Raw genomic sequence first — 13,682 nt, 5'->3', positions numbered from 1 at the left:
TGATCGACGAGGAGTTCGGCCCAGCATGAGCAATCCCGGCACCAGCAATCCGAGCACCGGCAACGAGGAACGGCTCAGCCGGTATCTGCGGAAGGTCACCGGAGAACTCCGCACCGCCAGCAAGCGCCTCCGGGACCTGGAAGCACGTGCCGCGGAACCGCTCGCGATCATCGGCATGAGCTGCCGGTATCCGGGCGGCGCCGACACACCCGCCAAGCTGTGGGACATGGTCGCGTCCGGCACCGATGCGGTGGGTCCCTTCCCGGACGACCGCGGCTGGGATCTCGAGCGCCTGTTCGACAGCGATCCGGACACCCCGGGCACCGTGTACACGCGAGAGGGCGGATTCCTCTATTCCGCAGGCGATTTCGATGCGGGATTCTTCGGGGTCCCGCCCAGCGTGGCCGAGACGATGGATCCGCAGCAGCGGCTGTACCTGGAAGCCACCTGGGAAGCGCTGGAGGACGCCGGAATCGATCCGGCGTCGCTGCGCGGCGGCGACACCGGGGTGTACGCGGGCGTCATCCATCAGGACTACGGTCCGCGGGTCGGGTCGCCGGGGCTGACTCCCGAAGCGGAAGGCCAGGCGTACCCGGGTGTTTCGGCCAGCATCCTCGCGGGGCGCGTCGCCTTCACCTTCGGATTCAAGGGTCCGACGCTCTCGGTGGACACCGCGTGCTCCTCGTCGCTGGTCGCCCTGCACCTCGCCTGTCAGGCCCTGCGCCTGGGCGAGACCTCGCTGGCCTTGGTCGGCGGGGTCACCGTCATGTCCGACCCCACCCTGCTGATCGCCTTCGCCCGGCAGCGCGGGCTGTCCCCCGACGCCCGGTGCCGGGCCTTCGCGGCGGCGGCGAACGGGACCGGATTCTCCGAGGGCCTCGGCATGCTCGCCGTCGAACGGTTGTCGGACGCACAGCGGAACGGCCACCGGGTCCTCGCGGTCATCCGCGGCACCGCCATCAACCAGGACGGGGCCAGCAACCGCCTGACCGCGCCGAACGGTCCTGCCCAGGAAAAGGTGATCGCGGCGGCCCTCGCCAATGCCGGGCTGACACCCGCCGACATCGACGCGGTCGAGGCGCACGGCACCGGCACCACCCTCGGCGACCCCATCGAGGCGCAGGCGCTCATTGCCGCCTACGGCCGCGACCGCGCCGGGGAGCCGCTGCGCATCGGCTCGCTCAAGTCGAATGTCGGGCACACTTCCGCGGCGGCGGGCGTCGGCGGCGTGATCAAGATGGTGCAGGCGCTGCGCCACGAAATCCTGCCCCCGACACTGCATGTCGATGCACCGACCCCGCACGTCGACTGGTCGGCGGGCACGGTGCGGCTGCTCACCGAGCCGGAACCGTGGCGCGCCGGCGAGCGGGTGCGGCGGGCGGGCGTGTCCTCCTTCGGCGCCAGCGGCACCAATGCGCACGTGATTCTGGAGGAGGCCCCTGCTCCAGCAGAGATCCCAACGCAGGTTCCGGCTCCGGCCAGGACCGCCAATGCGGCGCAGGGACCGGCTGCCACGCAGGCTCCCGCTGCCACGCAGGCATCGGCTTCGCCGGAAGCATCGGGTCCGGCGGAAACATCGGCTTCGGCGGAGACATCGGGTCCAGCGGAAGCATCGTATTCGGCGGGGGCGTCGGGTCCGGCGGAGACTTCGGCTGAATCGGCGGAGGATGCCGACGGCCGCGGAGCACCGGCAGTGGCGGCCGGTGTCGTCCCCTGGCTGCTCTCGGCGAAGACCGAGGAGGGTCTGCGGGCGCAGGCTTCGAAGCTGCTGAGCTGTGTGACCGAGAATCCGAGCCTGGCAGTCGATGACATCGGCTACTCGCTGCTGACAACCCGCGCCCGGTTCGACTGGCGAGGGGCGGTGCTCGGCGCGGACCGGGACACCTTGCTGGAGGGACTCGCGGCGCTGGCCCGAGGCTCCGTCGATGTGGCTGCGGGACGGGCGGTTTCGCGCAAAACGGCGTTCTTGTGCACCGGAGGCGGCGCGCAGCGGGTCGGTATGGGGCGTGAACTGTACGAAGCGTTTCCGGTATTCGCCGCCGCGCTGGATGAAATCTGCGAGCAGTTCGATCCACTGCTGGGCGGTTCGCTGAAAACCTTGATGTTCACCGGTCAGTGGGGCGACGACGGCGCTACCGATCCCGGCGCGAGCGTGCTGCATCGGATCGACTTCTCCCAGCCCGCGCTGTTCGCCTACGAGGTCGCACTGTTCCGGCTCCTGGACTCGTTCGGCGTGAGACCCGATGTCCTGGTGGGACATTCGACCGGTGAGCTGGTCGCGGCCCACCTCGCCGGAGTGTGGTCGCTGCCAGACGCCTGCCGGCTGATCGCGGCGCGCGGTCGCCTCATGGGGCTTTCGCCCGAGGGCGGCGCGATGCTGGCCATCGGGGCGGACGAGCGCGAGGTATCCGAGGCGATCGCCGGCCATGCGGATCAGGTGTCCATCGCCGCGCTGAATGCCCCTGACGCCGTGGTGGTCTCCGGCGACGAGGACGCGGTGACGGCGGTCGAGCAATGGTTCACCGACCGGGGGCGCGAGACCTCGCGATTGCGGATCTCGATCGCCTCCCATTCCCATCGGATGGACCCGATCCTCGATGAGTTCGCCGCTGTCGCACGGGAAGTGACCTACAACCGGCCGTCGATTCCACTGGTGTCGAACGTTTCCGGCCGAATCGCCGGTGATGAGGTGCTGGAGCCCGATTACTGGGTGCAGCACATCCGCGGGACCGTTCAATTCGCCCGGGGCATAGAGACCCTGGTCGACTGGGGCGCACGACGATTCGTTGAGATCGGCCCGGATGCGGCGCTGACGGCGATGACCCAGCAGAACCTACCGGCGGATATCGCGGCGCAGTCGCTGGTGATCGCCGCGGCCCGGCGCGGGCGCGGCGAGGTCGAGCAGTTCCAGGCCTGCCTGGCGCGCGCGTACGCCGCCGGTGTCGAGGTCGACTGGCAAGTATGCTTCGCCGGCCGCCGGGTCTCCCGAGTGTCGTTGCCCACCTATGCTTTCCAGCGTCGCCGCTACTGGCTCGCGCCCTCGCGCAGCACCGCCGGTGTCGAGGCCGCGGGTTTGAACGTGCTCGATCACCCCATGGTGGACGCGGTCCTGCCGATGGCGGACGGCGGTTTCGTCCTGACCGGGCAGCTGTCGGCGCTGTCGCAGCCCTGGCTGGCCGACCATGCCATCGACGGGGTCATGGTGTTGCCGGGGACCGGGTTCGTGGAGCTGGCCTTGCGCGCCGGCGCCGAAACCGGGTGCCCAGTGATCGAGGAACTAACATTGCAAGCGCCGCTGATCTTTCCGGCGCAGGGCGGGGTGCGAATCCAGATCGTGGTCGGGCCGGAAACCCCGCAACGGCCGATCTCGATCTACTCCCGTGCCGAACACGATCGCGACGGACAGTGGGTACTGCACGCCCGCGGTCTGCTGACCGACCGCACCGACGCGACCGCACCCGATTCCGAGACCTGGCCGCCCGCCGCAGCCACCGAAATCGATGTCGACCGCGCGGCCCTGACGCCCGATTACGACATGGGCCCGGCCTTCCAGAACGTGCGGGCGCTGTGGCGGCGCGGCGCGGAAGTGTTCGCGGACATCGCCCTCGACCCGGATACCGGGGTGCAGGCCGACGGATTCGGGATTCATCCGGCCTTGCTGGACGCGGTGATTCAGGCGGGACTGCTGGCCGATGCGGTCGAGATCCCGGCGGGTCACGTGGTGCTGCCGTTCTCGTGGGAGTCGGTGGCGCTGTACACGACCGAAGCGTCGGCCTTGCGTGCGCAGCTCACCGTCAACGGAGCGTCGGCGACGCTGTGGGTGACGGATGAGAAGGGGCAACCGGTGCTGTCGGGCACGGTGACGAGCCGGCCGATGCCACTCGGGCAACTCGCGACAACGAGCGGCCCGGCCACCCCGATCCTGGAACTGGCGTGGTCGCCGATCCGATCCGCGGCCGATGCGGGGGCCACCCATGCCGTCGCAGCCGATCGGACCGGCGACCTGAAAGACGCCGACGGACTACGCACAGGGGACTCGGGTGTGGGCTGGTGGGACCAGCTGGCTCCGGAGGCGCCGGTACCCCCGGTGGTGGTCATCGAAGCCGGAGTCGGCTGGAGCGACCACACCGGTGCCGACGTGGTGGGCGCCACCCACGCCGAGGCCGCGCGGATCCTCGCAGTGGTGCAGGCGTGGCTGACCGACGACCGGTTCGCCGCGAGCACCCTGGTGGTCGCCACCCGTAGCGCGGTCCCGCTGCCCGGCGCGGACTGCACCGACCTGGCCGGGGCCGCGGTATGGGGTTTGGTGCGAACCGCGCAGACGGAAGATCCCGGCCGGATCATATTGCTGGACACGGACATTCGCGTCGACGAGCACCTCGCGGCCAATGCCGTGGCCCTGGCCGAACCCCAGCTGGTCGTGCGCGACGGCATTACTCACACCGCCCGGCTCATCCGGCCCGCGGCCGCGTCCCCACAGGGCGATGCCGTTCCCGCCTTCGGTGACGGCACGGTGCTGATCACCGGCGGCACAGGCGGTTTGGGCGCGGCCGTGGCCCGGCACGTGGTCGTCGAGCACGGCGTGAGCTCGGTGCTGCTGGCCAGCCGCAGCGGCCCGCACGCCGATGGCGCGGCGGAGCTGATCGCCGAGCTCGAACAGCTCGGCGCGCAAGCGCGGGTGGTGGCCTGTGATGTCAGCGATGCCGACGCCGTCGCCTCCCTGCTGGCCGCTCTACCGGCCGAGCGCCCCTTGACCGGCGTCATCCATGCCGCCGGTGTGCTCGACGACGGAACCATCGGGTCCCTCACCCCAGCGCGGGTGGACGCGGTCCTCGCGCCGAAGGCCGACGCCGCCTGGCATCTGCACGAGGCGACCGCGGATCTGAATCTAGCGGCGTTCGTGGTGTTTTCGTCGGTCTCGGGCACGATCGGCGCTCCCGGGCAGGCCAACTACGCGGCCGCGAACACCTTCCTCGACGGTTTGGTGGCGTATCGCAGGGCCCGAGGGCTCGCCGGTCAGTCGCTGGCGTGGGGCCTGTGGGCACGCACGAGCGGTATGACCGGAGCGCTGGGCGCGGCGGACGTGGCCCGGCTGGGCCGCGGCGGCTTCCGCGCCATGCCCGATGAGCAGGCGTTCGCAGGCTGGCGCGCGGCACTCGATCGAAATGTGGCCCATGCGGTGATCGCCGCCGTGGATACCGCCGAGCTCCGCGCTCGAGCCGACAGCGGAGTCCTGCCGCCGGTCCTGCGGGACCTGGCGCCGACCGCGAATCGCCGCCCGAAGGCGACCAGGCAGCCGGCGGCGACTCCGGCGATAGTGCCCGGTCAACGACAGACGGTCCTCGACACCGTCCTCACCCACTTCGCAGCCGTGCTCGGTCACGACAGCGCGTCCGCGATCGATCCCGAGCGCCCGTTCGCCGACCACGGCTTCGACTCCCTCGGCGCGGTCGAACTGCGCAACCGCCTGCAAACCGCCACCGGCCTGTCCCTCTCACCCGCGATCGCCTTCAAACACCCCACACCCACCGCACTCGCCGACCGTCTCCACGAACAACTCGCCGAGGTCCACGAGCAAACCCCGGTCCGCTCCATCGATGCGGCATTCGACGAACTCCAGGCCGCACTCGACGCCGGCGACCGAGACGATCCGGAAAAGCAGCGAATCGCGACCCGCCTGCGCTCCATGTGGAACCAGTCGGTCACCCCGGTGGTCCGCCGGGCCACCGAAGCCGACATCGAAGACATCGTCCGAGTCGTGGCCCGAGCCTTCGACGAAGACGACCCGATCGAGGAATACGTCTTCCCCGATCCAGCAGTACGCCACCGCCGCGCCCCCGACATGATCCGCATCATGATCAAATACCGGTTCCTGCCGGTCAACGGCGCCGCCGTCGCCACCGTAGACGGCGAAATAGTCGCCGCCCTCCTCTGGTACCCCCCGCACTACCGCAATTCCCCTCTCCGAGAGGCAATCTCGGGCCCTCTGCTCCTGAAGGCCATGGGCACCGCAACCCCCCGTGGCATGGACGTCGACGCCGCCATAGCCCGAGTATCCCCACCCCAACCCCACACCACCCTCGTCTACCTCGCCTGCGCCCCCGAATGGCAACGCGCCGGCGTAGGCATGACCCTGGCCGCCTGGGCCATCGCGGAAGCCGACGAACTCGGCGCCTCCGTGGGCGGCATCTGCAAAGACGAAAACATCCCCTTCTACGAAGCCTTCGGCGGCAAATTCCTCACCAAAACCAAACTCGGCCGCACCGGCCCGGAAGTGAACTACGTACTGCGCCCAGCGATTACGCCAGGAACAGCCGAGGGCGCGCGCAGGTTGCCCTGAGCATGACTCTCGGAATTGCGCTCGCCGCAACGAATGCGGACAACTACGTCGACGCGATCGTGGCCCAGGCCCGATCGGCTCAGGAATTCGGTGTCGGATCGGTGTGGCTCGGACAGCGACTGGACTACGACTCGCCCATGCTGGCCGCCATCGTGGGCCGGGAGGTTCCCGGACTGCAGGTCGGCACCTCGGCCATCCCCGTGGTCGGACGCCACCCGCTACTCGTCTCCGCCCAGGCGCAGACCGCCCAGGCCGCGACACACGGCCGCTATCACCTGGGATTGGCCGTCGGGTCGACGCTCGTCGCCGGCGCGTTCGGGTCTCCGTTCGATCGCCCCATCGCCCGCTTGCGCGAGTTCCTCACCGCGATAAAACAATTGCTCGACATCGGAACCGCCGAATTCCACGGCGAACTCCTGACCGTCACCCCACCCCTGCCGACCGCAGTGCCCGGAGCACAGCCACGAACCCCCGTCCTGGTAGCCGCGATGGGCCCGCAGGCACTGCGCGTCACCGGAGAACTCGCCGACGGCATCCTCCCGTACCTGGCCGGCCCGAAAACCCTGACCAACCACATCCTCCCGACCATCACCCGCGCATCGAACACCGCACCACGCGTAGTCGCCTTCGTACCCGCCGTAGTCACCGCCGACCCCGACGCCACCCGCGCCCAAGCACTCGACAAACTGTCCTTCTACGAGCAGGTGCCCTCCTACCGCCGAGTCATCGACCTCGAGGGCGCCTCCCGCGCAGCCGACCTGGCCCTGATCGGCGACGAGGAAACCGTAGCCGCCGGAATCCAGCGCTACTACGACGCCGGCGCCACCGAAGTCGTACTGACCAGCACCGACCTGGGCAGCCCCGCAGACGAACGCCGCACCTGGGCCCTGGCCGGTCAACTCACCCCCACCCCGACATCCCTCTAGCGCCACGCCGCAGGGCGATTCAGTCGCCCTGCAGCAAGAGCCGGAACGACCGATGAGCGGGCGCTCGGCGAGCACCACGGTGACCGCATCGGCCCGCAGCTGGTGATCCCCGCACCTTTCAGCTCTTGCGGGCCAGAGGCGTTGGGACGTTGCGCTGCGCGATCAAAACGGAGTCGAGGAGGCCGGGGAACAAGGCGTCGAGGTCGTCTCGGCGGAGGCGCACCAGACGGGTCCGGCCCCGCACGGTCGTCCAAGTGACGCCGGCTTCACGCAGGACTCGGTAGTGGTGAGACAGCGTCGTCTGATGGATGCCGATCTCACCGCCGAGCGCATTGCAGGGCTCCTCGCCCAGGCTGTCGAGTCGCTGGACGAGCTCGAGACGCACCGGATCTGCAAGTGCCCGTAGAACTTCCACCAGTCGGATGGCTTCGATCGCCGGCTGCGACACCTCACGCATCCGGACTCCACGGGTTCCGCATGCCGTCAGCTTAGGCCATTGATTGATACATGGACAAGCATCCATATATTGCTTAGGCTCCTCCCGACCCTTCCGAAGCCTCTGACAAGGCGGCACTATTCGATGCTGAAACGACTTCTTCCCTTGGCGCTGGCGACCTTCGCCGTCGGCACCGACGCCTACGTGATCGCGGGTCTGCTGCCCGCGATCGCCACCGATCTCCAGGTCTCCACTCCCGCAGCCGGGCAATTGGTGACGGTTTTCGCCCTGGTACTCGCGGTCTCGGCGCCGGTAATGGGTGCGATCACCAGCGGACTGGACAGGCGGTCCGCACTGTTGATCGCCTTGAGCGTCTTCGTGATCGGCAATGCCATAACCGCTCTGGGCACGAGCTACCAGGTGGTTATGATCGCGCGGGTCATCACCGCGATCGGAGCCGGAATCATCAATTCCGTAGCCTCCAGCACCGCGGCGGCCATCGTGCCTCCCGAACGCCGAGGCAGGGCTCTCGCCTTCGTACTGGGAGGGCTCACCTTGGCGACGGCGCTGGGACTGCCGCTCGGCACTTTGATCGGCCGCGCCGACTGGCACATCACGCTGTGGGCCGTCGCAGGGACCGGTGCCGCGGCAGCACTCGGAATAGCCTTCGGACTACCGAAGGTGACGCTGCCCGCCGCTTCGCTGAGCGACCGGTTGCGACCGCTGCGGCAGGGCAGAGTCCTTGGGCTGCTCGCGGTTACGATGCTGGCCTTCGTCGGCACCTACACGCTGTACACCTACATCGGCCCGGCATTGCGGGATGCGACCGACGGCTCCGAGTCCCGGCTCACCGTCGTGCTGCTGGCGTGGGGAACCGGTGTCCTCGCCGGAAATATCGTCGTCGGACGACTGGTCGACCGGTACGACCCGGCGCATATCTTGACCGCCCCACTGGCCGTCGCCGCCATTGCCCTGGCCCTCACCCCCGTGGTGACCACCAATCTTGCGGCCACCCTGGTCTGGGCAGCAATCTGGGGTATGACACTCGGCGTCGTGGTGGTTCCGCAGCAGCACCGGCTCATCACCCTGAGCCCTGCCGCCGCACCCGTCCTACTCGGCCTCAACTCCTCGGCCATCTACGCCGGAATGGCGCTGGGCGGCGGACTCGGCGGACTGGCGCAGGAGTGGATGGACATCACGCCCGAAATGCTGGGATTGCTCGCCGCGGGTGTCACGGTCCTGACACTCATCCACCACCTGACCGCCGCCCGCCACCATCCGGCCGCCGAGCCTGTACCCACCTTGGAAAAGGCTGAGGCATAAGAACGCCGGACCGTGCGGCGTATCCGGTGTACAACAGGCGCCCCATCCTTCGGGCCAGATGCGACGAATCCACCGCATGCAGCGACAAATCAACCAGAAGAGTAGCGACGAATCAACCAGATTGACTGCGACGAATCAACCACTAAGGTTGCGACAAATCAACCACATGGGCATAGAAAGCAGCTATGATCAGGCACAATAAGCGGCCGCGGTTGGTTGGCATACTCGGCGAACGGAGCGAATAGCCATGCATAGACCGGTCGTCCCCCGACGGGCCGAAACCGCGGTCACCGAAGCGCTGGCCGACACGCGTGTCGTCCTCGTCAATGGCGCGCGGCAATGCGGCAAGAGCACCCTTGTCCGCCTCGTCTCGAAGGATCGCGAAGCAGAATGGCGCGATCTAGACGTCGCCCTGGTCAGGCAGGCCGCACTCGAAGACCCCGACGGGTTCGTCGACTCGCCGAACCTGATGGTGGTGGACGAGATCCAGCGAGCACCCGAACTGCTGCTTGCGATCAAGGCGCAAGTAGACGCCTACGGCCGCCCGGGCCGATACCTGCTGACAGGCTCCGCGCGCATACTCGGGCTGCGAGCACTGCCGGACACCCTCGTCGGCCGTATGGAGACCATCGAGCTGTGGCCCTTTTCTCAAGGTGAGATGGACGGCACGCCCGACGCCTTCATCGACGCGGTCTTCGCCCACCGAGACAAGCTGCGTCACAACACAACTGTGCCGCGAGCCGACTACGCCGAGCGGATCGTCCGCGGCGGCTTCCCGGAAGCTGTCGCGCGCAGCACCGACAAGCGGCGCAGGGCCTTCTTCGATTCCTATGTCGGCGACCTGATCACCCGTGACATCCGCCAACTTTCGGAGATCGAGCGAACCTCCGAAATGCGCGCCCTCCTGCAACTCGTCGCGGCCCGCTCCGGTCAACTGCTCGCGAACACCTCGCTCAGCAACGACCTCGCGCTCGGAGCCTCGACGGTCAAACGCTATCTGACGCTGCTCGAAGAGGTCTACCTGATCAAACGCATACCGGCATGGTCCAGAAACCTGAGCAACCGCGCGACGATGATCCCGAAGGTCGCCTTCGTCGACTCCGGCATCGCGGCGAACCTCGTCGGAGCCGACGTACGTAACTTGTTGCGCCCCAACGGCCGATTCGGACCGCTATTGGAGGGGTTCGTCCTGATGGAACTCGCACGCCAACGCACATGGTCCACCGAAGACGTCCAGATGTACCACTACCGCACCAAGGACGGAGTCGAGGTCGATGCCGTCCTCGAGAATCGCCGCGGCGAAGTCGTCGGCATCGAAGTCAAAGCGGCCTCAACGGTAGGACCGGACGACTTCCGCCACCTCCGTCATCTCGCCGAACGCCTCGGCGACGACTTCCTCGCCGGCATCGTGCTCCACACCGGCCAACAAACACTGCCCTTCGGACCCAAGATGCTCGCAATGCCGGTTAGCGCCCTCTGGGAAGTACCGAACCCCGAACACTGATCAGATTCGAAAGTTGGCCAAACAGTTTCACCCCGAGCGGCACACACAAGAGAAACACGAAAGGCCCGATGTTGCCATCGGGCCTTCCTTCAAGTGGACCTGACGGACCAGCATACGAACCGCGCGGTGCTGGTCGACGGGCCCGGATATCGTGATCCGCGCTATGGGCACCCGATCGCGGCTGCGGGAGGCTCAGTCCCCCTGGAGCAAGAGCCGGAACGACGCATGAGCGGGCGTCAAAGGCCGAACGGCGCGAAAGTCCTTCTCGTCCAAAGTCAGTATGTCGTTGGTGAGGTAGCGCTCGGCGAGCACAACAGTGACCGCGTCGGCCAGATCAAGCCGAAGGCCACGATATTGTTCGATGATCTTTTGCGCGACCCGCAGGTCATCACGGTCCACCGGCGGCACCAGCACCGCACCCTCCTCAGCGGAGGTGAGCAGGTCGTCGAAGACGAGATCGGCTGTGCGGCGGTCTTTTCCGAACCGCGCGACGAGCAGATGATCGACCTCGTCGAGCACGAACGGCGAGACGACAGCGACAGAGGTGGCGAGGAATTCACGCGCCCGCTCATGCAGATCCGCGGCGCGATCGTAAGCGGCGATGATGGCCGACGTATCGGCGATGAAGAAGCTCACTCGCCGTATGCCTCGCCGAGCAATTCCTCACTGTTGGCGGCGAACCCAGGATCGCCGGAATCGAACGACGGCCACGGCCGGGTACGACGCACCCGGTGCGCACGCATAAGCACCAGGTCGATCCCCTCACGGATCAACTCGGCTTCCGATCGCCCCGTCGTTTCGGCAGCCTCCTTGAGACGGGCCGCCTGCTCGGGATCCAGGTACACGCTCGTTTTGGCCTTCATGAACGTAGGGTACCGCGTAGGGCACCCGTCGGGTTCGCGCAATGCTGGAAATGCAACAGAGCCACAGGTCAATGACCTGCGGCTCTGTGATGAAGTGGAGCTAAGGGGACTCGAACCCCTGACCCCCACACTGCCAGTGTGGTGCGCTACCAGCTGCGCCATAGCCCCGTGTTCAGTTTTCGCTCGCGGGGTGGGCCCCGCTTGCTTGAACGAAGTTACACGACTGCTGTCGAACAAACCAAATCGCCTAGAAATCGCCTGGAAATCGGGGGGATTTGTGCTGGCGGTGGCGATCTTTCGGGAGTATTGTCGAACACATGTTCGATAGCCGAGAGGTGGAGGCGATGGCTGACGAAGAGCTGATCGACGCGCTGCGGCGGGCACATGGGGCAGCGGCGTTCGCGCAGGCGGCGGAAATCACAGCGGTGCGGGAGGTGTATAGGAGACATCGGGCGGGGAATGTCGAGCCGGGGCCGAACGGGGTGCGGGCGGGGGAGTTCGCGGCGGCGGAGATCGCGGTGGGGGCGCAGGTGTCGGAGGCGGTGGCCACGGCGATGATCGATATCGGGCTGGCGCTGGACTCGCTACCGCAGACTCGGCTGGCCTTCGCCGCGGGGCGGATCGATCTGCCGCGAGTGCAGGTTATCGCGGAGAGCATGCGGGGGCTGTCGAAGGAGTTGCGGGAGACGCTCGAACCGAAGCTCATCGAGACGGCCACGCGGTCGGATCCGGCGCGGTTGCGGCAGACCGCGCGGCGGTGGGTGACGCGGCTGGACCCGGAGGGTGAACAGCGGCGGCGGGAGGAGCGGGAGGACGATCGGGATATTCGGATTCGCGCGGTGCAGGACGGGATGGCGGTGTTCGACGGGCAGTTGCCCGCGGCCGGCGCGCAGACCGTGGCGATGCGGCTGCGGGAGATGAGCCTGCAAGTGTGCGAAGACGATCCGCGCACCATGCAGCAGCGTCGCGCGGACGCGCTGGTCGCGCTGGCCGATGGGTCGGGACGGCTGCGCTGCGGCTGCGGGCGAGGGAAGTACTGCCCGAAATCCGAGACTCCCGGTACGCCGCGCCGGCCGCTCATCCAGGTTGGCGTGCCCGCCGAAACGCTGCTCGGACTGCGCGATGATCCGGCCTTCCTCTCCGGCTACGGCCCGATCGACGCCGCGCTGGCGCGCAAGCTCGCCGAACACGCCCGCTTCCAAGTGATTCCGGAATACTTCCCCGCAGACATGAAGTCCCCCGCCGCGGAGGCGGTCGAGGCAGAGCGGATCGCGGGCGAGCCGGAATGGATCACGAGCGAGTCGGAGCGGACCGAGAGCGAGTCGGCGCAGGTCGCGAGCGAGCCCCAGAGGATTGCGAGCGGGTCGGGGCGGATCGTGAACGAGACGGAGCGGATCGCAGGCGAATCGAAGCGGACCGCGGCCGAGACGGAACCTGCCGCACACACCTCGACGGCCGCCGACGCGGCGCAGCACCGAACCGCGCAGACCGGCAAGACAACTCCCGGGCCTGACACGGTGCGTCCTTTCTCGGCTGCCCCACCGCGGGAGATACGCGCGGTCGATGGTCTGTGCCGGTTCCCGGGCTGCACCATGCCCGCCGCCGAAACCGTTGTCACCCATTTCGATCCGCTCCCGGCCGCGCGCACCCATCCGTCGATCGCCACTCGCGCGGTCCTGTGTTCGCATCATTACCGGCTGAAAGTCCTGGCCGACAGCGGTAAACAACCGTGGCGCGTCTACCTGGCCGACTCCGATCGCATGCGCTGGATCGACCCCACCGGCGAGCCGCACGAAACCATTCGTGAAGGCGCCCGATACCTCTTCCCGCACACCGATATCGACGCCCCGGCCAAACCCGCGCGCCATCCGCTCCGCTCCCTGACGGAACCGCCCGAGCCCGTTGCTCCGCCGCGCCGCTTCACCGGCGATATCGCGTACCCCCTCGAGGACCACGTGCTGCTGCATCCCCAGCTGGCGCGCAGCACCCCGGACAACGAGATCCCCGAGTCCCGGACAGCCACTCGCTGACCGGACCCGGATAAGCACTCCCGGTTTTCACCCCAGCCGTGGAAAGCCGTGCCCTGCACACGGTTTCCCACCGGGGTGCGGCTCGCTCCACACCCTCGAACCGAGCCGCACCCCACCCACATCTCGGATTCCACCCCCGCGGTCACTCCCCCCGACCAAGGAGCCGCGCTCCTCCGGCTGCTAGGCCGTGAACAGCTGGTCGTGGAACTTCGCGAAGTTCGGGCCGTTCCCGGCCTGCGCCACGCATTCGAAGGCGGCGA

Annotated in this window: 7 protein-coding genes, 1 tRNA gene and 1 pseudogene; 5 read left to right on the top strand and 4 right to left on the bottom strand. The window is 67.9% G+C overall.

Annotated features, from left to right (window positions below):
• Nucleotides 1-70: 70 nt before the first annotated feature.
• Together ACFVIV_RS34610 and ACFVIV_RS34605 are read left to right on the top strand one after the other, a co-directional pair.
• Nucleotides 71-5,548 (top strand): annotated as a pseudogene (locus ACFVIV_RS34610) (type I polyketide synthase); the annotation flags it as partial.
• Nucleotides 5,549-6,342: 794 nt separating this feature from the next.
• Nucleotides 6,343-7,266, top strand: a complete 924-nt coding sequence (locus ACFVIV_RS34605; RefSeq protein WP_379203792.1) for a TIGR03564 family F420-dependent LLM class oxidoreductase — start codon at nt 6,343-6,345, stop codon at nt 7,264-7,266.
• A gap of 118 nt (nt 7,267-7,384) precedes the next feature.
• Here ACFVIV_RS34605 and ACFVIV_RS34600 read toward each other — a convergent pair whose 3' ends face one another.
• Complete coding sequence (locus tag ACFVIV_RS34600; RefSeq protein ID WP_379203790.1) at nt 7,385-7,723, bottom strand: ArsR/SmtB family transcription factor; 339 nt, start codon at nt 7,721-7,723, stop codon at nt 7,385-7,387.
• 123 nt (nt 7,724-7,846) lie between these two features.
• On the opposite strand from ACFVIV_RS34600, the gene ACFVIV_RS34595 reads away from it, so the two are divergent.
• Both ACFVIV_RS34595 and ACFVIV_RS34590 read left to right on the top strand, forming a co-directional pair.
• Complete coding sequence (locus ACFVIV_RS34595) at nt 7,847-9,025, top strand: MFS transporter (RefSeq protein ID WP_379203788.1); 1,179 nt, start codon at nt 7,847-7,849, stop codon at nt 9,023-9,025.
• 247 nt (nt 9,026-9,272) lie between these two features.
• The gene (locus ACFVIV_RS34590; protein WP_379203786.1) at nt 9,273-10,529 is read left to right on the top strand and encodes an ATP-binding protein; all 1,257 of its coding nucleotides are present in this window, start codon (nt 9,273-9,275) and stop codon (nt 10,527-10,529) included.
• Between the two features lie 192 nt (nt 10,530-10,721).
• On the opposite strand, the gene ACFVIV_RS34585 is transcribed toward ACFVIV_RS34590, so the two are convergent.
• From ACFVIV_RS34585 to ACFVIV_RS34575, 3 genes are all read right to left on the bottom strand, one after another.
• Nucleotides 10,722-11,165: a type II toxin-antitoxin system VapC family toxin gene (locus tag ACFVIV_RS34585; RefSeq protein WP_379203784.1), complete on the bottom strand. Its 444-nt coding sequence runs from the start codon at nt 11,163-11,165 to the stop codon at nt 10,722-10,724.
• Nucleotides 11,162-11,392: a ribbon-helix-helix domain-containing protein gene (locus tag ACFVIV_RS34580; protein ID WP_379203782.1), complete on the bottom strand. Its 231-nt coding sequence runs from the start codon at nt 11,390-11,392 to the stop codon at nt 11,162-11,164. Before ACFVIV_RS34580 ends, ACFVIV_RS34585 begins: the two co-directional genes overlap by 4 nt.
• A 95-nt stretch (nt 11,393-11,487) precedes the next feature.
• Nucleotides 11,488-11,560, bottom strand: a tRNA-Ala gene (locus tag ACFVIV_RS34575).
• Nucleotides 11,561-11,736: 176 nt separating this feature from the next.
• Here ACFVIV_RS34575 and ACFVIV_RS34570 point away from each other — a divergent pair.
• Complete coding sequence (locus ACFVIV_RS34570; RefSeq protein WP_379203780.1) at nt 11,737-13,422, top strand: DUF222 domain-containing protein; 1,686 nt, start codon at nt 11,737-11,739, stop codon at nt 13,420-13,422.
• The last annotated feature ends 260 nt before the right edge of the window (nt 13,423-13,682 follow it).

It is taken from the genome of Nocardia sp. NPDC127526 (assembly GCF_042672265.1).
Taxonomy (GTDB): Bacteria; Actinomycetota; Actinomycetes; order Mycobacteriales; family Mycobacteriaceae; genus Nocardia.
Note: the sequence above shows the minus strand (reverse complement) of the source record. Positions and strands in the feature narration are given on the sequence as shown.